Origin of the sequence: Dactylosporangium vinaceum (genome assembly GCF_019904175.1) — a bacterium.
Classification (GTDB): Bacteria; Actinomycetota; Actinomycetes; order Mycobacteriales; family Micromonosporaceae; genus Dactylosporangium; species Dactylosporangium vinaceum.
The window spans coordinates 103,828-126,463 of sequence record NZ_CP061913.1; the positions used below are offsets into that span (position 1 = coordinate 103,828).

The window sequence follows — 22,636 nt, forward strand, 5'->3', positions numbered from 1 at the left end:
GTGCGCGCGGCCCCCTAGAACCCGTACGAGCGGTCGACGGCGTCGAGCACCCGGTCGAGGTCCGGCAGGTACTCCTCTTCCACGCGCGCGGCGGGGTAGGGCGTGTCGAAGCCGGTGACGCGCAGGACGGGAGCCTCCAGGGAGTAGAAGCACTCCTCGGTGATCCGGGCCGCGACCTCGGAGCCGAGGCCGAGGTTGCCGGGTGCCTCGTGGACGACGACGGCGCGGCCGGTGCGGCGGACCGAGTCGTACACCGGGGCCATGTCCAGCGGGGACAGTGTGCGCAGGTCGATCACCTCGAGCGAGCGGCCGTCCTCCTCGGCCGCCGCGGCGGCGTCGAGGGCGGTGCGGACCATCGGGCCGTATGCGATCACGGTGGCGTCGGTGCCGGCCCGCACGACGCGGGAGGTGTGCAGCGGCAGTGCGGCCGCGTCGTAGTTGACCTCGCCCTTTTCCCAGTAGCGGCGCTTGGGCTCCATGAAGATGATCGGGTCGTCGGACTCGATCGACTGCTGGATCATCCAGTACGCGTCGTCGGGGTTGGCGCACGAGACGACCTTGAGGCCGGCGGTGTGCGCGAAGTACGCCTCGGGGGACTCCGAGTGGTGCTCGACCGCGCCGATGCCGCCGCCGAACGGGATGCGGATGACGATCGGCAGGCTCAGCTTCCCGCCCGAGCGGTAATGGATCTTCGCGACCTGGGAGACGATCTGGTCGTAGGCCGGGTAGACGAAGCCGTCGAACTGGATCTCGCAGACCGGGCGGTAGCCGCGGATGGCCAGGCCGACGGCGGTACCGATGATGCCGGACTCGGCCAGCGGCGTGTCGATGACCCGGTCCTCGCCGAAGTCCTTCTGCAGCCCGTCGGTGATCCGGAAGACGCCGCCCAGCTTGCCGACGTCCTCACCCATGATCAGGACCTTGTCGTCGTGCTCCATGGCGCGGCGCAGGCCGGTGTTGAGCGCCTTGCCCATCGTCAGCGTCTCGGCGGCGGCCATCAGTGCCCACTCCCCTCGAAGGACGCGAGGTACCTGGTGAACTGTTCCTTCTGCTGCGCGAGCTCGGGGGAGCCGTGCGGGTACACGTGGTCGAACATCGTCTTCGGGTCGGGGTCCGGCAGGGCCAGCACCCGCTCGCGCAGGTTGACGGCGGCCACCCGGGCCTCCTCGTCGACCGCGTCGAAGTAGTCGTCCTGGGCCAGGCCCTGCTTGGTCAGGAACGCCCGGAGCCGCTTGATCGGGTCCTTGGCCTGCCACGCCTCGACCTCGCTCGCGATGCGGTAGCGGGTCGGGTCGTCGGAGGTGGTGTGGGCGCCCATCCGGTACGTGTACGCCTCGATGAGCGAGGGCCCCTGCCCGTGCCGCGCGTCGTCGAGCGCTTTGCGGGTCACCGCGTAGCACGCGAGCACGTCGTTGCCGTCGACGCGCAGGCCCGGAAAGCCGAAACCGCTGGCTCGGTGGTACAGCGGGACGCGGGTCTGGCGCTCGAGAGGCTCACTGATGGCGTACTGGTTGTTCTGGCAGAAGAACACCAGCGGCGCATTGAACACCGACGCCCAGATGTAGGCCTCGTTCACGTCGCCCTGACTGGTGGCGCCGTCCCCGAAGTAGGCGATGACGGCCTCGCCGTCATCGGACCCGACCTTGCCGTCCTTGGTGATGCCCATGGCGTAGCCGGTCGCGTGGAGCGTCTGCGCACCGATGACGATCGTGTAGGTGTTGAACTTGAACTCGTTGGGGTCCCAGGCGCCCTGGTCGACCCCGCGGAACAGGCGCAACGGCATGATCGGGTCGACGCCGCGGGTGTAGAGGACGCCGTGCTCGCGGTACGTCGGGAAGGCCATGTCCTGCGCGCGCAGTGCCCGGCCCGAGCCGACCTGCGCCGCCTCCTGGCCCAGCAGGCTCGCCCAGATCCCCAGCTCACCCTGGCGCTGCAGCGCGGTGGCCTCGGCGTCGAGCTTCCGGACCACGACCAGGTCGTGGTAGAGCGAGCGGTACTCGTCATCGGTGAAGTCGACCGAGTAGTCGGGGTGTTCGACCCGGTCCCCTTCGGGGGTGAGCAGCTGCACGAACGCGGGTTCCGGCGCGGCCCGTGTCCCTGACGCCCGGGCCTTGACTTCGCCCTTCGCCATCCGTTTCTCCCTGTCGTCTCTCGCGTCGGCAGCGGGGTTGACCCTGCCGCGCGGCGGGGGGTGTCTGCCACGCGGCGACCCGGTGGGGTCGACACGTCGGCAGGGCATGACCGGGGTCATGCCCGTGACTCGGCCCCGGGCTCTGCCTCGCAGGGTATGCGGAGGCTACGGCGCCGTTGCCGGTGTGTGTCAAGCATCGCAGAAGGCGTGTGGATAGACACCATGGAGTCGCGCGTTCTCCGTGTCTTCGCCGGGTTGCGCCCAGTTAGTCCGAATGTCCCTGTGCGGCCGCTCGAGGTTTGGAGTTCAGGTGTCTTCGGACGTGCGCCATCACCGGCTGTTCTCGCCCAACCGGCGGCCGCTGCTGATCTCCGCGCTGCTGGTCCTGCTCACCTCGGTGCCGACCATGATCGTCGTGGTGGCCGGCAGTGCGACGCTGGAGACCGCCCCGCCGCCCCGCTCGCCGGTCATCGCCGACCCGCAGCCAGGACCGGTCATCGTCGGCTCGGGGCCGACGTCCGGGCTGCACGCCTCTGGGCCGGCCGGCCGCAACTCCGTCGGCGCCCCTCCGACCGCCCCGCAGCCGCCGCTGCGGCCGCGAGCGACTTCGCGACCATCGGAGGGCTCCGGAGGTACCGGCGGAGGAAGCGGTTCGATTGTCAAGAAGGCACCGACCCGCCACCCTTCGGTGGAATCCTCGCCACCGCCGGCTCCGGACCCGTCGCCGATTCAGGATCGGGCGTGGCCCGGGTGGGACGACAACATCAAAGAAAGCGGTATCCATCAGGGTCGGTCGATCGGACAATTCCGGTCGGCCGATTCGGCCGTCGGGGGACTACCGACCGGCCCGCGTGTTCGAGTTGCGCGTGACGACCGCCCATGCCGTGGAGAACGGTTTGCACGGCCACTGCGCGCACCCCGCCGTGCAGCCTTGGGCGTGCCGGCCGGTGACGGGCTGATGGCGCTCGACCCGGCGGCGGGCGTCGGTGACGGCGTGGTCGTAGATGACAGCCATTGATGCTCCTCAGACGCCCTGCGGCGTCGACGCGGCCCACAGCAGGCGCGCGTTGTAGAGCTGCTGGGCCGTGGCCAGCGCGGCCTCGGCGGAGCGGAAGACGGCGACCTCGGTCTTGCCGTTGCCGAGGCGCCACGTAAGCACCGCCTGATCGGGCAGCTCATGGCCCCAGGCAACGACTTCCGGGTGGTCGTCATCGAGTGGATCGGCGACAATGCCGAAGAGGCGTGGTGCGCCTTCGAGCAGGAGCATGTCATCCTCGAGCACCACTGATCTCCCTCCGGCAGAGGTGCGATCTGACGCGTCCAGAATGCACGTGCAGGTTTCGCGCGGCAATACGGACTTGCGAAGTTGAGTAGAGCAAGCCAATCGCTCACCCACCTCGCGCTTGCGCAGTACCCCGGTAACGGACACACTCGACCTGAGTAATGGAGGTGAGCGGTGTCCAGCGCCCACAGCCCCACGTTCCCCAGGTTCCAGTTGGGTAAGCAACTGCGTGAGCTGCGGGAGCATGCACGGCTCACCACGGAAGACGTCGGCCTGCAACTGGACTGCTCGCCGAGCACCATCAGCCGGATGGAAGGCGGCAAGGTCGGAATCCGGCGCAGCACCCTGGAGCGCCTGCTCGAGATTTACGAGGTCACCGACCAAGAGCAGATCGACACATTGGTGGTCCTCGCACGGCAGGGCAAAACTCGAGGTTGGTTCGCCCGTTACGGAGATCTGCCCGCGAGTTACTCAAGGTACATCGGCCTCGAGTCGAGTGCGGCGGAGATGCGCGACTACGAAGCGCTCGTCGTGCCCGGGATGCTCCAGACGGAGGAGTACACGCGGGCGCTGCTCGCCGCCTCCACCGGAGAGTCCGACGAGACCGTCGAGGCGCACGTGAAGGCGCGCCGCGAGCGCCAGAACCTGCTGACCCGCGAGGACCAGCCGCTGCAGCTGATCGCCGTGCTCGACGAGAGCGTCATTCGGCGCAGCATCGGCGGGGCCGACGTCATGCGGTCGCAGCTCAAGCACCTGGCCGACATGGGCCGGGCGAGAAACGTGACGGTCCAGATCCTGCCCTTCTCCGGAGGGGCATATGCCGGCATGGCTGGATCGTTCGCGATTCTCAAGTTCCAAGATGCACCAAGCGTCGTGTACGCCGAGGCCATGACCGGCGACATCTACCCGGCCGCCGATGATGTGCAGCGGTACGCCGACGTGTTCGAGAATCTGCGAGCCGCCGCGCTCAGCCCGTTGGAGTCGATCAAAATGATCGAGGATTCTTCGAACTGAGTTCGGCCCTTACCCGAAGGAGTGCGCAGAGATGGCTGCGCTGAACGAGCAGTGGCACAAGCCCACGCGGAGCGGTAACAACGGACAGTGCGTCGAAGCGCGGTTCGTCGACGGCGTCGTCGAGGTCCGCAACTCCAACTCCCCCGATGCGGGCTCGGTTCGCTTCACCCGCGCGGAATGGGACACCTTCATCGCCGCGGTCGACACGGACGGCGAGTTCCGCCTGCCGTAATCGATTCTTCCCCATCCACTTCACAAACGAAGGGACGACCCCCGACCGGGTCGTCCCTTCGTCTTCTGCGAGCCATTGTTGATGTTATCGCTCGGGTCGGGACCGGCGGTACTTCGCCGTCCTTGGCCGTACGGAGTCCGCGGAATGTAGCAAAACTGGCGAATCGGATCCGGTAGCAATCCTGCGATGTGGGTGTCGCGATCCGGTCCGGCGGAGTAACTATGAGTTATGAGCACTCAGGTGTCGCCGGCGTCGCAGGTGTCCGCGCTCACGATCCGGGCGTACCGGCCCACGGATCATCGAGAGTGCCGGCACCTCTGGGCGGAGATGACCGCGGCGGACGCGGGACTCTACGGGGTCGCGTCCGCGGATGATTCTGGTGCGGCTTTCGAGGAGTACCTGACCCGGCTGGACCTCTCCGGGATGTGGGTCGCCTCGAACGTCGGCGGCGGGGTGATCGGGATGGTCGGGCTGCTGCTCGGCGGTCAGGTGGAGCCGCTCGTCGTCACGGCGGCCAGCCGGGGCGAGGGGATCGGGCGGGCCCTGCTCGAGCATGTCGCCGATCAAGCGCGGCGGCGGGGGATCCGGCAGTTGAGCATCTCGCCGTCGGCCCGGAACCTGGACGCTATCCGGTGCTTGCATGCGGCGGGGTACGACGCCCTTGCTCGGGTGACGCTGGCTATCGATCTTTCACCGGGAGGGTCGGCGTTCGAGGACGGGATCGATCTTTACGATCTGCGATTCCGGGCCTGAGGTGGCTCGCTCCGGTTGCGGGGTGTGCGGTGACTGTGGGCGCTTTGTGCGTGGAGTCGTGCGCTCGTGCGGGCGGGGCGGGCGCTTGTGGCCGATAAGTCGGGCGCTTCGCGCCGCGACTTATCGGATTTTTCGTATTTTCACGGTGTCTGAGTTATTTGTCGGGTTTGCCGGGATAGGGCGGATGCTTTCGGCCCTCTAGTAGCGGAGTTCTGTCGCTTCCACCAGACCTGTGGACAGGGTTATCCACAGGAAAAAGTTTGTCTACCGGCGGTGTTGCGGCGGGGCGAGGCTCGACGCATGGATTCCCACTTGCGACTGCGTGGACCGGCCGAGCTCCTCTCGGCCCTGCCTTATCTGCTGGGGTTCCACCCCACCAACAGCCTCGTGGCGCTCGGCCTGCGCGGCCCCGGCCTGCACGTACAGCTGCGCGGTGACCTGCCCGGCGACGAGACCGACGCCGTGGTGCTGGCCGACCACTACGGGCAGGTGTTCGCGCGCAACGGCATGGACGGCGCCCTGCTCATAGGCTACGGACCACCCGAGCGGGCCGCCCCGTTCCTGAAGCTCGTGAACGCCGCGATGGTCGTCCGCGGGCTCCGGGTCTACGACCTGCTACGGACGCACGAGCGAAGATTCTGGTCGCTGTTCTGCTCCTCGCCCGACTGCTGCCCGCCGGAGGGCCGCCCCTTCGATCCGGAGACTTCGGTCGCCGCGGCCGAGGCGACGCTTGCCGGCCTGGTCGCGATGCCGTCGCGCGAGACGGTGGCCGAACTGTTCGAGGGCCCGGTGGGTCCGGCGCTCGCGGCCATCGAGGACGCCGGCGACCGGGCCAACCTGCGGGTGCTCCGCCTCGCCGCAGGCCGCGACCCGGCCGGCATACGCGCAGCCGTGGTCGCCGCCGGCCGGGTGGCGCTCGAGGCGGCGCTCACCCGCTACGCCGCCGACGAGGCGCTTGACGACGACGAGCTGGCCTGGCTGCAGGTCCTGCTCCACGTGCTCGACTTCCGCGACCGCGCCTGGGAACGACTCGACCGCGACACCCGCTGCACCGGCAACCCGGCCATCGAGACACACCGGCGGTTCTGGATGGACATGGTGCGCCGCTGCGAACCTTCGGCCGTCGCGCCTGCGGCAACACTTTTGTCGTACCTCTCGTGGCGCACCGGCAACGGCCTGCACGCCGCGTTGGCGCTGGACCGGGCGTTCGCGGCCGACCCCGGCTACACGGGCGCCGGCCTCATGGCCGAGATCCTGGGCCGCGGGCTGTCCCCGGCCGAGCTGCCCCCGATCGGCCGCCGTCAGCGCCGGACTTCGCGCGGACCGGCCCCGTCCGACCTGCCGAGATCGCTCCGGCTTCCCGCCTCGCCGCGAGGGAACGGGTCGTCGCGCGCGCCGGGGCCGCATTCGCGCCCTGATCCCGCTTCCGGACCTGGCTCGCGGCCTGACTCCGCTTCTGGACCTGCCTCGCGCCTCGACTCCGTTTCCGGACCTAGCTTGCGCCCTGGCTCCGTTTCTGGATCTGGCTCCGCTTCTGGACCTACCTCGCGGCGTGACACCGACGTCGGCCGGCGACCTGGGCCGGGTGCGCGACCGCGGCCTGGCGCGGCGGGGACGACGCTGTGTTCGGAGGCTGCGGTTGCTGCCGATCTGCGTGCCGCGGTCGATCCGGCTGCGGGCGGCAATGTGGGTTCCGAGGCGGCGTCGGGTGCGCACGCGGCAGCGATGCTGTGTTCCGAGGCCGCGGTTGCTGCCGAGTTGTGCGCGGTGGTCGATCCGGTTGTGGGTGGCGATGTGGGTGCCAGGGTTGCGTCGGGTGCCGAGGTGGCGTCGGGTGTCCAGGCAGCGTCGGGTGCGGCGGCGTTGGGTGTCGAAGCGGCGCCCAGTGCGGAGGTGGCGTCCCGGGTTGAGGCGGTCGTGTTGGGCGCGGTTGACGGCGAACCGCCGCAGCCCGGTCCGGTCGGGTCGCCCGGTGGGTCCGCTGAGGCTGTGGCCGACTCCGGCAGGTCTAGTGGGCCGGCTGGCGGGTCCGCGGCGGTGGGAGGGACGGGACGCCCTGCACGCGCTGCGCGGCGGCGTAGACGTTGAAGGTCGTGCCGCGCAGGAAGCCGACGAGGGTCAGTCCGGCCTCGGCGGCGAGGTCGACGGCGAGGGTGCTCGGTGCTGATACGGCGGCGAGCAGGGGGAGACCGGCCATCCAGGCCTTCTGGCACAGCTCGAAGCTGGCTCGTCCACTGACCATGAGGAGGTGTCCGGTGAGGGGGAGACGTTCTTGGCGTACCGCCCAGCCGACGACCTTGTCGACCGCGTTGTGCCGCCCCACGTCTTCCCGCAGGCAGACGAGTTCGCCATCGGGCGTGAACAGCCCCGCCGCGTGCAGGCCGCCGGTGGTGTCGAAGGCTCGCTGGCGCCGGCGAAGGGCACCGGGCAGGCCGGCCAGGACCGAGGGGGCGACGGTGACCGGATCGGCGCTCACGTCGAAGGCCGAGCGGGTGCGCACCGCGTCGATGCTTGCCTTCCCGCAGACCCCGCACGAGGAGGTGGTGTAGAAGTTGCGGGCCACCGACTGAGCGACCGGCGCCGCCACGTCGGCGCTCAGCCGGATGTCCACGACGTTGTACGAGTTCGGCTCCTCGTCCCCGGAGCACAACTTGGCCGTGAGCACGTCCGCGGCCCGCCGGATGACGCCCTCGGTCAACAAGAAACCGATGGCGAGGTCGATGTCGTCCCCCGGCGTACGCATGGTGACCGCCAAAGCCGCCCCGCCGACCCGGATCTCGAGCGGCTCCTCAGCCACCAACGTATCCGGCCCGACCCGCGCCTCGACCAGCCCAACCGACCCGTCGACCGTCCGATCCCGCTCCTCGGCCGACCTACCGCGCGCTTCGACTGTCCCGCTCGGCATCTCGACAGACTCGCTGCGCGGCTCGTTCGCCCAGTCCCGCGCCTCGGGCAGCACGCTCCGCGGCTCGTTCGTGCGGTCCCGCGCCTCGGCTGGGCCGCTGCGTGGTGCTGACGTCCGATGCGCCTCGATCGGGCCGCTGCTTGTCGCTGCCGTCCGAGTTTGGGTGTCGGTCGGGGCGGTCTGTGCTTCGGCTTGGCCGGCTTGCGGTTTGCCGGTGCTGTTTTGTGCTTTGGTTGGGGCGCCTTGCGGTTCTTGCGTCATGCCTGGTGCCGTGGCGGGTTCGGCCGGTGGTGGGGGGTGGGCGGGCAGGTGTACGCGGACTATGGTGCGGCGTTGGGTTGCGCGGCCCATGTGGGCGGCCCTTCGTAGGAGCTGTTGGTGGCGTTCGTGGTTCTTGTTTGACGGTAGGTTCTCGTTGTGGGTGATGGCCACCTGAGGGACTCGGGCGCTTCGGTTGCTGCGGTGATTTTGGCCGGGGGGCGGGCGGCTCGGCTCGGTGGGCTGGACAAGCCCATGGTGGCGGTTGGTGGGGTGCCCATGCTGCTGCGGGTGCTGGCGGCCGTTGAGGAGGTTGGGGCCTCGCCGGTTGTGGTTGTGGGGCCCCGTCGGGAGCAGGTGCCGGCCGGGGTTTTGGTCGTGCGGGAAGAGCCCCCTGGTGGAGGGCCCGTGGCTGCCGCTGCGGCTGGGCTCGGGGCGATTTTTGGGGATCGAAAAACGGGGAGTGGCCCGCAGGGAGTCTCGGCTGCTGTCGACGCTGCGGTTCCTGGTGAACAGCCCGGCGTTGATGGTCGACATGACACCGTTCGACCCGATGGTGCTGCGGCTGTTGCCAAAGGCGTGGTTCCTGGTGGACATGGCCGCGTTCGTGGTCGGTACGAGACCGTAGGACCCGATGGCGCTGCGGCTTCTCCGGCTGGATCGGGACGAAACGAAATCCTCGACGCTCGGGCGGTTGCGGGCGGCCCGGGTGGAGAGGAAGAGAGTCGGCCTGACGTGGTGTTGTTGCTGGCTGCAGATCTGCCCCATTTGTCAGGTCAGGCGCTTCGTGTACTCCTTGATGCTGTGCAAGGGCATGACGGGGCAGTGTTTGTGGATGGCAGCGGGCGGCGGCAGCTGCTCTGTGGAGCGTGGAGGAGCGGTGCGCTGCTCGGCGCCGTCCAGGGGTTCGGGGTCGTTGAAGGTGGGGCCATTCGGCGGTTGGTAAGCGGGCTCGAGGTAGCCGAAGTGCGCTGGGACGGGGAGCGGGCGCCCTACTTTGACTGTGATACCCAGGATGATCTGCGGGAGGCGGGGTCGTGAGCGAGAACGTGCTCGGGGAGTGGCTTGTCGAGGCGGCCGCGGCGCTGGGGGTTGAGGCGCCCGGGCGGGAGGTGCAGACGGCCGTGCTCGATCTCGCGCGGGACGTTGCGCACAACGTGGCTCGGCCGGGGGCGCCGCTCACCGCGTTCCTGCTCGGGATGGCGGTCGGGCAGGGGGCGGATGTGCAGGCCAGTGCGGCTGCGCTGAGTCGTCTGGCCACCCGTGCCGAGTGAGCGATCTCCTCTGGATAGGGTGAGGGCGCGGGCATAGGGAGGCGATCATGGCTGGTGAGCCTGGCGACGACAGCGCGGCGTTCGAGTCGGCGCTGTTTGACGACGAGGACCCGGTGGGCGGCAACCTGAAGGAAAAGGTGGCCGAGGCGTGGCGGGACTTTGCGCGGCAACTGGTGGACGGGCTGCGTGACCTGGAGCCCGGGACGACGCTCGATCTGACGCTCGATCCTACGGCGTCGGGCACCGGTGACGCGGTGTACTCCGTGCAGGTCACCGGCGAGGAGGACGACCAGCTCTCAGCCACCGCCGTGAGCAACGCCGACCTGCCGCCCGCGTATCGGCTCGACCGGACGGTCATCGCCGGGATCGTGGCGCTCGGCTGGTCGCCGCCCGGTGTCGTGGCGGGGTCGGGGGAGTCGTTCGGACTGCGGGTGAGCAAGGCCGAGGCGCCGCAGCTGAGCCGGCTCATCACGCGGACCATGCGGGACATCTACGGCACGCCGCACCCGGCGTTCCTGACCTACCTGGCGCATGACGCCGAGGGGCGGGTCGCCCCGGTGCCGGCACTCGGGGTGGCGCGGTCGCTCGCCTCGATCATGGACGCCGACGGTGACGGTGTCGTCGACGTCGTCCGGCCGGGGGCGGGGAGCCTGGCCGAGCTGACCGAGCAGACCGAGGACCTGCCGCTGTACGACAAGGTGACGACGGTCGTCGCGAAGCTCATGAAGACCACCCCCGAAGAGCTGCCGATCGACCCCGACGGTGACATCGGCATCCGGTCCGGGTCGGCGATGGTGTTCGTGCGCGTGCGCGACAACCCGCCGCTCGTCGACGTGTTTTCGCCGATCCTTACCGAGATCGAGCCCACCGAGCGGCTCTACGTGAAGCTGTCGGAGCTCACCAACCGGATGCCGATCGGGCGGCTGTACTGCACGAACGACACCGTGTGGGCAAGCGTCCCAGTGTTCGGGCGCGACTTCCAGGCGACCCATCTCATGCTCGCCGTCCAGGTGATGACCGGGCTCGCGGACGAGCTCGACGACCGCCTGCACGGCGAGTTCGGCGGGAAGCGCTTCTTCGGCGAGGGGGACAAGCCGAAGCAGGCGATCGCCGGGGACGGCGAGCGAACGGGCATGTACCTCTGACGGAAGCGCTCGACAGACTTACGCGAGCGACGGAAGCGCTCGACAACCTACGCGAGCTGCACCCAGGCCTGCCGGCCGAGCGTCGACAGGTCGTTGGCCTGCAGGCCCTGGGGTGACAGCGTCCACAGCGTCCCGCCGATCACGAGCGACCGGGTGATGTTCGCGTAGCGCCCCGGGTGCTCGATCGAGCCGGTCTTCGTGACCTGGTTGTCGTGGACCGACAGCACCAGGGCTCCGGAGTTCTCCCGGCCCATGACCGGAAGTACCAGCGCGCCGGATGCGGGCCAGTAGAGGAATGCGTGCGGGTCGAACTCCGCGGCCGACCCGGTCTGCGGCACCTGATACTGGGCCAGGCGGGCCGGCGCGGTCAGGTCGTGCACGTCGAACAGCGACACCTGCAGGCCCTGGACTCGGCCCTGGCTGCTGGCCTCCTGGCCGACGCCGATCAGGCGGCCGTCGCCGGCCGGGTGCAGATACGCGGAGTACCCCGTGATCTTGAGCTCGCCGACGGTGCGTGGGGCGGCCGGGCTCGACAGGTCGAGCGTGTACAGCGGGTCCGTCTGCTTGAACGTGACGACGTAGCCGACCGTGCCGATGAACCGCACCGAGTAGATCCGCTCACCCCGGCCCAGACCGCCGACGTGGCCGGCCTCGGCCAGGGTCCCGCCGCGCTGCTCGAGCACGTAGACGGTCGACGCGTCGTTCGCGGTCGTCGCGACCCGCAGCCGGCCGTCCCACTCCGACAGCGAGTACTGGTTGAGCAGCCACCCGGGCACCTCACCGGCCGCCTGATACGACGGCTTCCCCGAGCCGGCGATGACGAACTTGAAGATCTGCGTCCGCGGGTCCGGCGCCGGGCCGGACCGCTTGACCAGGGGCCCGCTCGTCCGCCAGCGCTTGTCGTTGGCGATGTACAGGCTCGGGCCGTTGGAGTAGACGACCCCGCCGTCGGCCGCGACCGCGACGGGCGCGCCGGTGCCGAGGGCGGCCGCGTTCAGGTCGAAGGTGAGGACGGTGAGCAGTGACGTGCCCGAATACGTTTCCGGCAGCTGTACCGCCCCACAGTCCACCCGCCCCGAAGTCTTCTGCCCCGCCGCATCCACCGACGTCCACCGGGGCAGCCAGTCCTCGACCGGCGCGGCGTTGACGGCCGAGCGGTTCGCGGCGATCCGGTCCTCGTCCGTCTTGAGCCCGTCGGTCTGCGGAAACTCGATGCGCGGCGCGGAGCGGATCACGACCCGGGCCACGCCGCCGACCTGGCGGGCGTCGAGCAGCGCGCCGTCGATGCGGAACGTGCTCACGACCTTCGGCGGGCCGGCCAGGTCGACGAGGGTCAGCAGCGGGCCGCCCCGCTCCGGGTCGGAGTAGTCGAAGCCGAGGATCAGCGCGCGGTCGCCGTCGAGCAGCAGCCGGTCGGCCCCGATGGCCTGCTTGTTCGCGTCGCTCGCCCCGTCCAGGGCCAGTGTGCCGCTGATCTGGCGGGAGGCGGCGTCCACGACCACGAGCCGGCCGTGCGAGAGCGTGACAATCCGCTTGCCGTCGGTCTTGATCTCGTCCGGCTCGTCGACGCCCGCCTCGTGATTGTTGGTGCCGGAGAAGGCCGCGTCGTCGGTGCCCTGGGCGGTCTTCGCCTCCGGCACCGCGCCGCCGCCGTTCAGCGTCCTGATGCCGCCGGGGTAGTTGCCGAATCCCCAGGGTCCGACGGCCTCGGCGGTGGCCTTGCGCAGGCGGCCGGCCAGGTCCTCGCAGGAGTCGTACGCGACGAGCTTGAGCGCCGCCTCCGGCTGCGGCGCGGAGGACGTCGCGGCCGGATTCGGCTTTCCGGCAGTACACCCGGAAAGGAGCAGGCCGATGGCGCTCAGCATTGCGGCGGCGCGTTTCATGGCTCTAGGACGCGGGTGAGCCCTTTGCGGTTCCCACGTCCTGGACGATTCGCGGCGCCAGCGTCTCGACCAGCCGGGACAGCACGATCATGCTGCGCGTCGAGGTGACGAACGGCTCGGCCCGCAGCTTCTCCAGCGCCTCCTCCAGGCCGGACATGTCCATCGCCCGCAGATGCACGAGCGCGTCGGCCTCGCCCGAGATCGTGTAGGCCCCCACGACCGCCGGATGCCGCAGCGCGGCCGCCTTCAGCTGGGCCGGCGAGGTGCGGCCGGTGCAGAAGAGCTCCACGAACGCCTCGGTGGTCCAGCCGACCGCGCCCGGGTCGACCAGGGCGGTATAGCCGCGTATCACTCCGCTGGATCGGAGGCGGTCGACGCGTCGCTTGACGGCCGGGGCCGACAGCGCCACCCGCTCGCCGATCTCCGCATACGATGACCTGGCATCTTCCTGCAGCAGCGCAATGATTCGCTGATCGATCGGGTCGAGACGCAATGAATGCCTCCTCGAAAGCAACTTTTCCCGCTACTTTGTGAAACATTGCGAATCTACCTTGATCTCGTGACGCGGTCTTACTTGATGTCGCCACCCGAACACTTTGTGGTGGAATACGCGATCAACCCGTGGATGGACACCAACGCCCCGGTGGACACCGAGCTGGCCGTCAAACAGTGGGAGGGCCTGCGCGAGACGCTTGTCCGCCTCGGCCACACGGTCCACGTACTACTGCCGGAGATCGGCCTGCCGGACATGGTCTACGCCGCCAACGGCGCCTTCTCCGTCGACGGCGTCGTGTACGGCGCCAAGTTCAAGTACCCGCAGCGTGCGGCCGAGGCGGCCGCGCACCGGCGGTTCTACGAGACGCTGGGCTGGCGCTATCACCTGGCCTCGGAGACGAACGAGGGCGAGGGCGACTTCACCTACCTGCCCGCCGCGCACGGCGGCCTGATCCTGGCCGGCCACGGCTTCCGCACCGAGGTGACCGCGCACGCGGAGGCCCAGGAGGTGCTCGGCCGGCCGGTGATCTCGCTGCGCCTGACCGATCCGCGCATCTACCACCTGGACGTGGCGCTGCAGCCGCTCGACGACGCGAACATCGCGTACTACCCGGGCGCGTTCTCCGAGTCGGCGCAGAAGGTGCTCGCCCAGCTGTTCCCGGACGCCGTCGTGGCGACCGAGGAGGACGCGCTCACGTTCGGCCTCAACCTCGTCTCCGACGGCCGCAACGTGGTGCTCAACAGCGAGGCGACCGGGCTGGCCGCCTCGCTGCGCTCGGCCGGGTACGTGCCGGTGCCGGTCGAGCTGAGTGAGCTCAAGAAGGGCGGCGGCAGCGTCAAGTGCTGCGTCGCCGAACTACGAGGCTGACCCGGAGCGGACCACCACGTGCTTGGCTGTCCACGACTTCTCGCCGCTCGCCGTACCGAAGACGCTGACCTCCGCGCCCGCCTGGAGCGACCCCTGCCGGCCATGCACCTTCATGTCCTTGGGCAGTTGCCAGGTGCGCGTGAAGCCGTCGGCCGAGCGGACGGTGAGCGCGGTGTCGGTGATCTTCGTGGCCTCGCCGTTCTGCACGGCCACGCGCACCGGTCCGGTCTTCGTCTTGACGATCCCTTCGCCGTGCAGGACGTCACCCATCCAATCGGAGTGGGCCGACGCCGACGGCGAAGGGGTCGGCTCGGCGAATGCCGCAGCTGGCGGGAGGGTGCCGGCCAGTGTCAGGAGCGCGGCACCGCAGAGAAGGCCGATCCGTTTCATGAGGCTCCTCCCCAACATCGAGGCGAAGGGGAGAGCTACCTCGGATCGTGCGCGGCAAACCTGACGTAGGGGGTGCCGAACGAGCGGTACCCGTCGCCGGGGCGCTCGTGGCCGTCGGTCGAGTGGCCGAGGGCGTCGGCCGGGTCCTGGCACATCAGCACGTGCGACGCCTGCCCGCCGAGCGCGGCCAAGGGCCAGAAGAGCAGGTGGACGAGCAGGCCGAGGATCTTGATGGCGACCACGTCGCCGACCGCGTGGCCGGTGTACTCCTGGCGGTACCACCGCAGCACCAGCCGCCAATAGGGCTCGTGCTCGACCTCCACGCCGTCACGGTCCCGGACGGGGCCCCGCTCATAGCGCACGCCGCGCAGGATCGTGGCGATCGCCTTCAGGTTGAGCAGCCGGCGCACCGGCATCGACAGGACGGTGACCAGGCCGCCGATCCACCAGCCGGGCTGGTCCAGCCGGGTCAGCAGCAGAAACAGCACCACGTGCAGCACCGCGAGCGGCAGGCCGACCCAGCGCAGCGCGACGCCCTGGGTGAAGATCCCGACCGGGTCGGTGCCCACCCGGCGCAGCCGCTGCCAGAACATCACCTGGACGAGCAGAATCCCCAGCGCCGCGCCGGCGCCGGCGAGCCCTAGGACCACCCACCAGGTGTGCATAGACGTACCATCATGGCACGGTGCGCAACGGTGTGGTGACCGTGAATTTCGCGCCGCCCTCGGGTGCGTGGCCGGCCTCGATCCGGGCACCCAGCCGCCGGGACAGCCGCGCGGCCAGCGCCAGGCCCAACCCGCTGCCGACCTTGCGCATCCCCTGGTAGCGCCGCGACAGTGCCCCGCGCTCGAACGCGACAGCCAGATCCTCGTCGGTGAAGCCGGGGCCGCCGTCGCGCACCTCGATGCGGGCCGACGTGGCATCGGTGAAGAGCGCCAAAACCAGAGGTGCCTGCTCTGGTACCACACGCAGCGCATTCTCCAGCAGCCCGTCGATGATCTGGCGTATCCGCCCCGGGTCGGTGAGCACCGGCACGGCGAACGGCGGCAGCTCCGTGCGCAGCAGCAGCCCGGCCTGCGCGGCCCGCCCGCCCCACGCCTCGGCCGCCGTGGCCAGCAGCTGTGTGAGGTCGACCTCGACCACCTCGATCGGCAGGTCGGCCGCCTCCAGCCGGGCCAGCACCAGCAGGTCGGCGATGAGCCGGTCCAGGCGCTCGGCCTCGTCGAGCACCGTCTGCCCGGCCCGCTGCGCGCCCTCCGCCCCGACCACTCCATCGGCGAGCGCCTCGGCGTAGCCGCGGATCGTGGTCAGCGGCGTGCGCAGCTCGTGCGAGACCGACAGCAGGAAGTCCCGCTCCCGCCCTTCGCTCGTGGCCAGCGCCGCGGTGAGCCCGTTGACGGCCTGCGCGAGCTCGGCGACCTCGGCCGGCCCGTCCGGGGACAGCGTCACCGACCGGTCGCCCGCGCTGAGCCGCTTCGCCGCCGTCGCCACGTTGCGGATCGGCCGCGCGATGCGCCGGGCCAGCAGCGGCCCCGCGATCAGCCCCGCGGCCAGCCCGGCCAGCAGCGCGATCCAGAGCTGGCTCGCGAACCGGGCGAGCGCCCCACCGGGCGGCGCCTCGGCCAGCACCACACCGTTGCCGTCCTTGCCGATCGCCCGCCCGGCCACCAGCTGCAGCTCCCCGTCGACCCGGGCCAGGCGCACCTCCACGTTCTGGCCCGCGGCGATCAGCTTCACCACCCCGGCCGGCAGTCCGGCTCGGTCCGGCTGTCCGGCGCGGATGAGGTACACCTGAATGCCCTGATCGGCTAATCGCTTGGCGACGCCGGCCTCGTCCGCCGGGTTTCGCGGCGTGTTGTTGAACCGCGGCCGCATCAGCTCGGCGGTCAGCTTCGTATCATCGGCGAGCCGCTGCCGGGCCGCCTTGTTGGTCTGCGTCGCCGTCAACGGGATGCCGACCGCGGCCGTCACGATCACCGAGAGCACCGCGACGATGCATGTGACAAGCGCGGTGCGGGCGGCCAGCGACTTAAGCATCAGCGGTGTACCCGACCCCGCGCACGGTCCGGATGACGTTCGCGGCCGTGCCGAGCTTGCCGCGGACCTGGGCCACGTGGACGTCGACGGTGCGGGTGCCGCTGTGTGCGGCGTACCCCCACACCGACCCCAGCAGCTCCTCGCGCGTGAAGACCCGCCCGGGCCGCCCCATGAGGTGGGCCAGCAGGGAGAACTCGGTGGAGGTGAGGCTGACCGGGGCGCCGTCGACCCGGCACTCCCGCCGCCCGGCGTCGATGCTGATCGGCCCGACCGACCGGATCTGCTGGGTGTCCGGGGGTCCCTGCGTGCGCCGCAGCACCGCCTTGACCCGCGACACGAGCTCGCGCGGGCTGAACGGCTTGGTGATGTAGTCGTCGCCGCCGAGCTCGAGCCCGAGAATCCGGTCGACCTCGTCGTCCCGGGCGGTCAGGAACAGCACGGGCGTCCAGTCCCCGGCCTCCCGCAGCCGCCGGCAGATCTCGGTCCCGTCCATTCCGGGCAGCGCGATGTCGAGGACACAGGCCACGGGCCGCAGCTTCCGCGCCGCCGCGAGCCCCGCGGGCCCGTCGTGCTCGACGTGCACCCCGAACCCGTCGCGCGTGAGGTACATCCGCAGCAGGTCGGCGATCGGCTTCTCGTCCTCGACGACAACCACGAGGCCCTTGCCCTGATCCACCGATTCATTCTGCCGCGTGAGCCGGACTTCGCACGCCTATCGAATGTTCGAGAGATGTTTGGGAGAGCGTGGTCACGGCAATCAGTTTTACGAGATCGGCCCACCCGAAACGGCAGCCAGCGCCCGTGACGGATGGGCCGATCACTATGAGGTCCATCGATATGTGGGGGCGCTGGGCGGTCCCGCGACATGTCGGGCGCTTCGCGCCACGCTGCGCTCGACATATCGGACTTATCGCCCGACGGGGTATTCGCCGGAGTTTGCGTCAGGCGAGACGGAGCTCGGGGCGGGCGCTGACGGCGACGGTGGTGCGGACCGCGGCGGGCTTCGAGGTCGCCGCGCGGGCCGGTTCGATCGTGCCGAGCGGAGTGCGGAACGCCTGCTTGAGGGCCTCGTCCAGGCGCCACATCTCGGCCTCGGAGCCCAGGCGGATCCAGAAGTTCTCGCGTACGCCGTCGATCGCGGTGACGCCGAGCTGAATGCCGGCCCGGCCCGGCTCCGGGGTCCAGGTGACGTCGGCCAGCTGGTGCAGGTCGGCGTTGAGGTGGAGGGAGACGCGGCGCAGTACCGCGGACTCGCTCGTCACGACCAGGCGGTTGCGGGTCAGCATCAGCACGTTGCGGCGGCCCCGGGCGGTGGTGCACCGCGCGACCACGGCGACCGCGTCGCGGTCTCCGGCGCAGCGGCGCAGCACCTGGACATGGCGGGTGACGGTGCCGCCCGGCAGCTTCGCCAGCGCCGTGGCCGGCAGGAACGTCCGTGAGAAGGTGTCCAGCGCTTCCATACCGTGCGCAACGACCCGCCACCCGCACCGACTCGCGTTGTGGGCGCCGATCTCGCGGCCCCGGCGTCCGTACACTCCCACGATGTCCGGGTTTGCCGATTTGTGGCCGCGAGACCGGCGCACAGCGGGTGCGATGCCGACGCACCCCGGAGTGAAGTTCTCGGGCGGGACCCCCTGACCCGCTCGGCTGGGCGCCGGGCGCAGTGACTCAGCGGCACAGGGGCCGCCGAGTCCGGCGTCCAACCGAGCGGGTGCTTCAGGATGCGCGCGGGCTCGGCTTGAGCGGGGCGCAGGCGGTGATCGCGGCGGCTACTTTCGCGTCTGTGGTGTCGAGCTGGTCGGTGGGGCCGGTGACAGTGACGCCGTGCTCGGTGAGGCAGTTGCGGTAGGCGGCGTCGCGACCGTTGCCGCCCTGGCCGCCGTTGCCGTTGAAGCCTCCGCCGCCGGGGAACCCGCTGGGGCGCAGGGACGCGCACGCCTTCTGCGCCTTCTCCCAGACGTCCTGGGGCACGCCGCTGGGGGCTGCGGTGCCGAAGAAGCCACCGCCGCCACCGCGGAAGCCGCCGCTGCCGGACGGGCGCGGCTCGCCGGACGGCCGGCCCTGGCCGGAGGGGCGGGGCTGGCCCGAGGGGCGCGCGGTGGGCCGGCCGGACGCGTTGAACTGCGGGAGGTCGACGCCGTTGTTGCGCAGACAGGACGCGTAGTCCGAGCCGCTCGAGGCGGCGGCGGCCGGCGTCTTGTCGTCGGAGGAGCCGCAGGCGGCGGCGAAGAGCGCCACCGCGGCGAGCGCCAGGACGGCCCCGCCGATCCGCTTGTTCATCACCCGTGTGATGGAACGTCGTGAAGCTCGATGGGAAGTCGGCCGAACCTCAAAATTCCCTCACAACTCGAAGCCGCGCAAACGCGGCGTGAGTCGTCGAATCGCGCGGATACCCCGACGGGCGATAAGTCGGATATGTCAAGGCGCGCCAGCGCCCGACATATCGGCGGCCGGCCACGTCGGCGCTCTCAGGGAACTTTGAGGTCGGGCCGAGGTAGCCGGGAGGAGAACCCGCTGAACTACCTTTTCATGAAGGTCTGGTGGCTGGCCGGAGGCATCGCCGTGCTCGCGGCGGCGGCGGTTACGGCGGTTGTGGTCACGCACGGCGATAAGCCGGCTCCGGTGGCGGTGAGCACGTCGAAGGTGGGGCGGGGTCCGGTCAGCAGCACCGTGTCGGCCTCCGGGACCATCCAGGCGCAGGCCACGCGGACCCTGGGGTTCTCCGGGAGCGGGACGCTCACCGAGCTCAACGTCAAGGCCGGCGACGTGGTGGCGCCGGGGGCGGTGCTCGCGAAGATCGACGACACCGACGCCCAGGCCGCGGTCGACCAGGCCTCGGAGAGCGTCTCCAACGCCCAGGACGCTCTGGACAAGGCCGAGGACGCGCACGACGCCGCGCTGGCCACGCCCACCGCGAATCCCACGACGGCCGCTCCCAACCCGTCGTCGTCGCGGGCGGGCGGCTCGCAAACCGGACAGAACGCCGGTCAGGGCCAGAACGTTCAGCAGAACACCCAGCAGAACTCGCAGAACACCGCCCAGAACCGGGCCAACCAGATCCAGCAGACGAGCGACAACCTCATGAGCGCCCAGCAGCGGCTCAACAACGCCAAGCTGAGCCTCACGCAGGCCAGCACCAAGCTCGCCGGAACGGTCATCACCGCCCCGGTCGGGGGCAAGATCCTCGCGGTGAGCGGATCGGTCGGCAGCCAGGCCGGGGCCGGCGTCGTGACGCTCGCCGGGACCGGGGACGCCGTGGTGAAGGCCCAGTTCACCGAGGCCGAAGTCGCGGCGCTGAAGGTCGGGCAGGCGGCGACCATCACGCTGCCGGACAACGCGGCGGACAAGTACACGGGCAAGGTCCTGCAGATCGACCCGGCCGGCACGCTGACGAACCGGCTGGTGCGATACGCGGCGCTCATCTCGTTCGACAAGGTGCCCGACACGCTGCTTTACGGTCAGAGCGCTACTGTCGCTGTAGTCACCGCGTCCGTGGATGACGTCCTGAACGTCCCGGCGACGGCCGTGCACGACGGGTACGTCACCGTGCGGATCAACGGCAAGGACGAGCGCAAGAAGGTCGAGACCGGCCTGCGCGGCGACGTCAACACCGAGATCAAGAGCGGACTTGCCCAAGGCGACGAGATCCTGACGGCGGGTCAGTGACGATGGAGCCGATGCCGATCAGCCCGATTCAGGCGGCCGAGCGCCAGCCGAAGGTCCTCGTCGTCGACGACGAGGCGAGCATCCGCGCGCTGCTGTCGGCCACGCTGCGCCTCACCGGCTTCGAGGTCCGGGTCGCCGCGGGGGGCCACGAGGCCCTGGCCGCCGCCGCCGAGTATGGGCCGGACCTGGTCGTGCTCGACGTCATGATGCCCGACCTCGACGGGTTCGAGGTGGCCCAGCGGCTGCGCAACTCCGGGCGGCCGGTGCCAGTGCTGTTCCTGACCGCGCGGGACTCCGTCGAGGACCGCATCTCCGGGCTGACGGTGGGCGCCGACGACTACGTGGCCAAGCCGTTCAGCCTCGAGGAAGTCGTCCTGCGGATCCGGGCGATCCTGCGCCGCAGCCTGGGCGAGCAGCAGCAGCTCGTCGACGGCGGGGTGCTGCGCTACGCCGACCTGGAGATGGACGAGGACGCGCACGAGGTGCGCCGCGGCGGCCGCCGGGTCGATCTCTCGCCGACCGAGTTCAACCTGCTGCGCTACCTGCTCACGAACGCCGGCCGGGTGGTCAGCAAGGCGCAGATCCTCGACCGGGTCTGGAACTACGACTTCGGCGGCGACGGGCGGATCGTGGAGAGCTACGTCTACTACCTCCGCCGCAAGATCGACAAGTGGGACCCGCCGCTCATCCACACGGTCCGCGGGGTCGGCTACGCGCTGAGACTGCCGAGAACCGAGGGGTGAAACGGCTGCGGCCCTGGCGGCACTGGACGGTCCGGACCCGGATCGTCGTCTCGGTCGTGTCAATCTCGGCGGTGGCCCTGATCGCGGCGAACTTCATCGCGGTGCTGTTCCTCAACTGGTACCTCATCCAGCGCGTCGACCAGCAGCTCGCCCCTCGGGGCCGCACGCCCTCGGAAGCGCCGTCGGGCCGGCGCCCCAACAGCGGATTCTCACCCGGCCCCGACTTCCAGGTCTTCCACTTCAACGCCGACGGCCGGCTCGACGCGAGCACCGAGACGCCGCTCGTCGACCCGAAGCTCTTCGGCGACATCAAGCGGCGCGCGGCCGCCGAGGAGTTCTTCACCGTCGACGGGCCGACCGCACAGTGGCGGGTGCGGGTGCAGCAGTTCAACAACGGCGACTACGCGGCCTTCGCGATCTCCCTCAAGGACGTCGCGGCGACCCGCGACCAGATGGTGCAGTACACCTCGGGAGTCAGCCTTCTGCTCCTGATCCTGGTCGGCGTGGCCACCTGGGCGCTCGTGCGGGTGGGCCTGGCCCCGCTCACGCGGATGGAGGAGGCGGCGGCCGAGATCGCCGCGGGGAACCTGTCCCGCCGGATCGACGATGCCGACCCCCACACCGAGTCGGGCCGGCTCGGCCGCGCGCTCAACACCATGATGACCCGCATCGAGGGCGCGGTCGACGAGAGCGCCGCGTCCGAGCGCCGGCTCCGGCAGTTCCTGGCCGACGCCGCACACGAACTGCGCACGCCGCTGACAAGCGTCCAAGGCTTTGCTGAGCTGTACCGTCGTGGCGGCGCCCCGCCCGGCCCGGCCCTCGACGAGGCCATGGAGTGCATCGAGCTCGAGGTCGGCCGGATGCGCCTGCTCGTCAACGACCTCCTCACGCTGGCCCGCCTCGATGAGGAGCGCCCGCTGCAGCAGCACCCCGTCGACCTGCTCGCCGTCGCGGCCGACACGGTCCGCGACGCGCACGTGCGGGTGCCGACCCGGTTCGTGCAGCTGGCCGCGCTCGACGAGCGCTCGGCGACCTTCGAGCCGGTGACCGTCGAGGGCGACGAGGCCCGGCTGCGGCAGGTGGTGGCCAACCTGGTCAGCAACGCGCTGCAGCACACGCCCGAGGACACCCGGATCGTGGTGAAGGTCGGCCGGGCCGGGCCGCCCACCATGCTGCCGATCGCCACGATCGGGGGCGCGCTGCCCGAGGGCGTGCCGCTCGGCTGCATCGAGGTCAGCGACACCGGCCCGGGCATGAAGCCGGAGGACGCGACGAGGGTGTTCGAGCGGCTGTACCGCGCCGAGGGATCCCGGTCGCGCCGTTACGGTGGCGCCGGTCTGGGGCTGTCGATCGTCGCGTCGATCGTCCAGGCGCACGAGGGCCGGGTGGAGCTGTGGACGGCTCCGGGGCAGGGCGCGACATTCCGGGTACTGCTGCCGGCTCTGGACCTTGATTTTCTGGAGGATCTGGAGCCCGACGAACCGGAGGAAATGCGGGCAACCGGATTCCGAGGCAACTCCGAGGTTCGCTGAGGTTTGCTCTGAGCGACAACCTCCACGA

25 protein-coding genes are annotated in these 22,636 nt (G+C 70.3%); 11 read left to right on the plus strand and 14 right to left on the minus strand.

Annotation, left to right across the window (positions count from 1 at the left end; all coding sequences use genetic code 11):
* Positions 1-14 precede the first annotated feature (14 nt).
* The 5 genes from Dvina_RS00500 to Dvina_RS00520 all read right to left on the minus strand — a co-directional run bounded on the left by Dvina_RS00500 (position 15) and on the right by Dvina_RS00520 (position 3,413).
* Positions 15-998: an alpha-ketoacid dehydrogenase subunit beta gene (locus tag Dvina_RS00500; protein WP_223100408.1), complete on the minus strand. Its 984-nt coding sequence runs from the start codon at positions 996-998 to the stop codon at positions 15-17.
* Positions 998-2,131: a pyruvate dehydrogenase (acetyl-transferring) E1 component subunit alpha gene (gene pdhA, locus Dvina_RS00505; protein WP_223100409.1), complete on the minus strand. Its 1,134-nt coding sequence runs from the start codon at positions 2,129-2,131 to the stop codon at positions 998-1,000. The genes Dvina_RS00500 and pdhA overlap by 1 nt, the downstream gene beginning before the upstream one ends.
* 330 nt (positions 2,132-2,461) lie before the next feature.
* Positions 2,462-2,629: a hypothetical protein gene (locus tag Dvina_RS00510; RefSeq protein ID WP_223100410.1), complete on the minus strand. Its 168-nt coding sequence runs from the start codon at positions 2,627-2,629 to the stop codon at positions 2,462-2,464.
* A gap of 337 nt (positions 2,630-2,966) precedes the next feature.
* Positions 2,967-3,146, minus strand: coding sequence for a hypothetical protein (locus Dvina_RS00515; RefSeq protein ID WP_223100411.1), 180 nt, complete (start codon positions 3,144-3,146; stop codon positions 2,967-2,969).
* 9 nt (positions 3,147-3,155) lie between these two features.
* Entirely contained in the window at positions 3,156-3,413 is a 258-nt protein-coding gene (locus Dvina_RS00520) for a hypothetical protein (RefSeq protein ID WP_223100412.1), read from the minus strand.
* 174 nt (positions 3,414-3,587) lie between these two features.
* Here Dvina_RS00520 and Dvina_RS00525 point away from each other — a divergent pair, with 174 nt between their 5' ends.
* The 4 genes from Dvina_RS00525 (at position 3,588) to Dvina_RS00540 (ending at position 7,500) form a co-directional block, all read left to right on the plus strand.
* Positions 3,588-4,427, plus strand: a complete 840-nt coding sequence (locus Dvina_RS00525; RefSeq protein WP_223100413.1) for a helix-turn-helix domain-containing protein — start codon at positions 3,588-3,590, stop codon at positions 4,425-4,427.
* 31 nt (positions 4,428-4,458) lie between these two features.
* A complete protein-coding gene (locus tag Dvina_RS00530) occupies positions 4,459-4,659 on the plus strand; it encodes a DUF397 domain-containing protein (protein ID WP_223100414.1) in 201 nt (66 codons plus the stop codon).
* Between the two features lie 240 nt (positions 4,660-4,899).
* Positions 4,900-5,412 (plus strand): GNAT family N-acetyltransferase, encoded by a 513-nt coding sequence (locus tag Dvina_RS00535; RefSeq protein ID WP_246655938.1) that lies wholly within the window; start codon positions 4,900-4,902, stop codon positions 5,410-5,412.
* Between the two features lie 300 nt (positions 5,413-5,712).
* A complete protein-coding gene (locus tag Dvina_RS00540; RefSeq protein ID WP_223100415.1) occupies positions 5,713-7,500 on the plus strand; it encodes a DUF4192 domain-containing protein in 1,788 nt (595 codons plus the stop codon).
* Here Dvina_RS00540 and fdhD read toward each other — a convergent pair.
* On the minus strand, positions 7,421-8,317 hold the full coding sequence (fdhD, locus tag Dvina_RS00545; protein ID WP_223105232.1) for a formate dehydrogenase accessory sulfurtransferase FdhD: 897 nt from the start codon (positions 8,315-8,317) through the stop codon (positions 7,421-7,423). The two genes, Dvina_RS00540 and fdhD, sit on opposite strands and share 80 nt — an antisense overlap.
* Positions 8,318-8,830: 513 nt before the next feature.
* On the opposite strand from fdhD, the gene mobA reads away from it, so the two are divergent.
* From mobA to Dvina_RS00560, 3 genes are read left to right on the plus strand one after another with little or no spacing between them, the layout of a single operon-like run.
* A complete protein-coding gene (gene mobA / locus Dvina_RS00550) occupies positions 8,831-9,616 on the plus strand; it encodes a molybdenum cofactor guanylyltransferase (RefSeq protein ID WP_380031298.1) in 786 nt (261 codons plus the stop codon).
* Positions 9,613-9,849 carry a DUF6457 domain-containing protein gene (locus Dvina_RS00555; RefSeq protein ID WP_223100417.1) on the plus strand — a complete coding sequence of 79 codons (237 nt, stop codon included), beginning with the start codon at positions 9,613-9,615 and terminating at the stop codon, positions 9,847-9,849. Before mobA ends, Dvina_RS00555 begins: the two co-directional genes overlap by 4 nt.
* A 47-nt stretch (positions 9,850-9,896) precedes the next feature.
* Entirely contained in the window at positions 9,897-10,994 is a 1,098-nt protein-coding gene (locus Dvina_RS00560; protein WP_246655939.1) for a T3SS (YopN, CesT) and YbjN peptide-binding chaperone 1, read from the plus strand.
* A 47-nt stretch (positions 10,995-11,041) separates the two neighbouring features.
* Here the strand turns inward: Dvina_RS00560 and Dvina_RS00565 are convergent, their stop codons facing one another.
* A complete protein-coding gene (locus Dvina_RS00565) occupies positions 11,042-12,877 on the minus strand; it encodes a beta-propeller domain-containing protein (RefSeq protein WP_223100418.1) in 1,836 nt (611 codons plus the stop codon).
* 4 nt (positions 12,878-12,881) lie between these two features.
* Entirely contained in the window at positions 12,882-13,370 is a 489-nt protein-coding gene (locus Dvina_RS00570) for an Lrp/AsnC family transcriptional regulator (protein WP_223100419.1), read from the minus strand.
* Positions 13,371-13,454: 84 nt separating this feature from the next.
* Between Dvina_RS00570 and ddaH the strand changes: the two genes are divergently transcribed.
* Positions 13,455-14,240: a dimethylargininase gene (ddaH, locus tag Dvina_RS00575; protein ID WP_223105234.1), complete on the plus strand. Its 786-nt coding sequence runs from the start codon at positions 13,455-13,457 to the stop codon at positions 14,238-14,240.
* Here ddaH and Dvina_RS00580 read toward each other — a convergent pair.
* The 6 genes from Dvina_RS00580 to Dvina_RS00605 all read right to left on the minus strand — a co-directional run bounded on the left by Dvina_RS00580 (position 14,229) and on the right by Dvina_RS00605 (position 18,947).
* Positions 14,229-14,630, minus strand: coding sequence for a hypothetical protein (locus Dvina_RS00580; protein WP_223100420.1), 402 nt, complete (start codon positions 14,628-14,630; stop codon positions 14,229-14,231). The genes ddaH and Dvina_RS00580 overlap by 12 nt on opposite strands.
* Positions 14,631-14,665: 35 nt before the next feature.
* A complete protein-coding gene (locus tag Dvina_RS00585) occupies positions 14,666-15,295 on the minus strand; it encodes a hypothetical protein (protein ID WP_223100421.1) in 630 nt (209 codons plus the stop codon).
* A gap of 10 nt (positions 15,296-15,305) precedes the next feature.
* Positions 15,306-16,667: a sensor histidine kinase gene (locus Dvina_RS00590; protein WP_223100422.1), complete on the minus strand. Its 1,362-nt coding sequence runs from the start codon at positions 16,665-16,667 to the stop codon at positions 15,306-15,308.
* Positions 16,660-17,277, minus strand: coding sequence for a response regulator transcription factor (locus Dvina_RS00595; RefSeq protein WP_223105235.1), 618 nt, complete (start codon positions 17,275-17,277; stop codon positions 16,660-16,662). Before Dvina_RS00595 ends, Dvina_RS00590 begins: the two co-directional genes overlap by 8 nt.
* A 331-nt stretch (positions 17,278-17,608) precedes the next feature.
* Entirely contained in the window at positions 17,609-18,127 is a 519-nt protein-coding gene (locus Dvina_RS00600) for a hypothetical protein (RefSeq protein ID WP_223100423.1), read from the minus strand.
* Between the two features lie 256 nt (positions 18,128-18,383).
* Positions 18,384-18,947 carry a hypothetical protein gene (locus tag Dvina_RS00605; RefSeq protein ID WP_246655940.1) on the minus strand — a complete coding sequence of 188 codons (564 nt, stop codon included), beginning with the start codon at positions 18,945-18,947 and terminating at the stop codon, positions 18,384-18,386.
* 249 nt (positions 18,948-19,196) lie between these two features.
* On the opposite strand from Dvina_RS00605, the gene Dvina_RS00610 reads away from it, so the two are divergent.
* Genes Dvina_RS00610 through Dvina_RS00620 form a run of 3 tightly spaced genes read left to right on the plus strand, consistent with a single transcriptional unit; the run spans position 19,197 to position 22,608 of the window.
* Entirely contained in the window at positions 19,197-20,333 is a 1,137-nt protein-coding gene (locus Dvina_RS00610) for an efflux RND transporter periplasmic adaptor subunit (protein WP_223100424.1), read from the plus strand.
* An 11-nt stretch (positions 20,334-20,344) separates the two neighbouring features.
* Entirely contained in the window at positions 20,345-21,076 is a 732-nt protein-coding gene (locus Dvina_RS00615; RefSeq protein WP_223100425.1) for a response regulator transcription factor, read from the plus strand.
* On the plus strand, positions 21,073-22,608 hold the full coding sequence (locus tag Dvina_RS00620) for a sensor histidine kinase (RefSeq protein WP_223100426.1): 1,536 nt from the start codon (positions 21,073-21,075) through the stop codon (positions 22,606-22,608). The genes Dvina_RS00615 and Dvina_RS00620 overlap by 4 nt, the downstream gene beginning before the upstream one ends.
* Positions 22,609-22,636: the final 28 nt, after the last annotated feature.

Excerpts from the sequence above, each read along its gene's own strand:
- ddaH (WP_223105234.1), top strand. The coding sequence starts at position 13,455 with ATGTCGCCACCCGAACACTTTGTGGTGGAATACGCGATCAACCCGTGG.
- Dvina_RS00510 (WP_223100410.1), bottom strand. The coding sequence starts at position 2,629 with ATGACCGGTCCTGGCTGCGGGTCGGCGATGACCGGCGAGCGGGGCGGC.
- mobA (WP_380031298.1), top strand. The coding sequence starts at position 8,831 with ATGGTGGCGGTTGGTGGGGTGCCCATGCTGCTGCGGGTGCTGGCGGCC.
- Dvina_RS00560 (WP_246655939.1), top strand. The coding sequence starts at position 9,897 with ATGGCTGGTGAGCCTGGCGACGACAGCGCGGCGTTCGAGTCGGCGCTG.
- Dvina_RS00605 (WP_246655940.1), bottom strand. The coding sequence starts at position 18,947 with ATGAACAAGCGGATCGGCGGGGCCGTCCTGGCGCTCGCCGCGGTGGCG.
- Dvina_RS00600 (WP_223100423.1), bottom strand. The coding sequence starts at position 18,127 with ATGGAAGCGCTGGACACCTTCTCACGGACGTTCCTGCCGGCCACGGCG.
- Dvina_RS00565 (WP_223100418.1), bottom strand. The coding sequence starts at position 12,877 with ATGAAACGCGCCGCCGCAATGCTGAGCGCCATCGGCCTGCTCCTTTCC.
- Dvina_RS00580 (WP_223100420.1), bottom strand. The coding sequence starts at position 14,630 with ATGAAACGGATCGGCCTTCTCTGCGGTGCCGCGCTCCTGACACTGGCC.
- Dvina_RS00615 (WP_223100425.1), top strand. The coding sequence starts at position 20,345 with ATGCCGATCAGCCCGATTCAGGCGGCCGAGCGCCAGCCGAAGGTCCTC.
- Dvina_RS00585 (WP_223100421.1), bottom strand. The coding sequence starts at position 15,295 with ATGCACACCTGGTGGGTGGTCCTAGGGCTCGCCGGCGCCGGCGCGGCG.
- Dvina_RS00530 (WP_223100414.1), top strand. The coding sequence starts at position 4,459 with ATGGCTGCGCTGAACGAGCAGTGGCACAAGCCCACGCGGAGCGGTAAC.
- Dvina_RS00540 (WP_223100415.1), top strand. The coding sequence starts at position 5,713 with ATGGATTCCCACTTGCGACTGCGTGGACCGGCCGAGCTCCTCTCGGCC.
- Dvina_RS00590 (WP_223100422.1), bottom strand. The coding sequence starts at position 16,667 with ATGCTTAAGTCGCTGGCCGCCCGCACCGCGCTTGTCACATGCATCGTC.
- Dvina_RS00515 (WP_223100411.1), bottom strand. The coding sequence starts at position 3,146 with ATGGCTGTCATCTACGACCACGCCGTCACCGACGCCCGCCGCCGGGTC.
- Dvina_RS00610 (WP_223100424.1), top strand. The coding sequence starts at position 19,197 with ATGAAGGTCTGGTGGCTGGCCGGAGGCATCGCCGTGCTCGCGGCGGCG.
- Dvina_RS00595 (WP_223105235.1), bottom strand. The coding sequence starts at position 17,277 with ATGTACCTCACGCGCGACGGGTTCGGGGTGCACGTCGAGCACGACGGG.
- fdhD (WP_223105232.1), bottom strand. The coding sequence starts at position 8,317 with ATGCCGAGCGGGACAGTCGAAGCGCGCGGTAGGTCGGCCGAGGAGCGG.
- Dvina_RS00500 (WP_223100408.1), bottom strand. The coding sequence starts at position 998 with ATGGCCGCCGCCGAGACGCTGACGATGGGCAAGGCGCTCAACACCGGC.
- pdhA (WP_223100409.1), bottom strand. The coding sequence starts at position 2,131 with ATGGCGAAGGGCGAAGTCAAGGCCCGGGCGTCAGGGACACGGGCCGCG.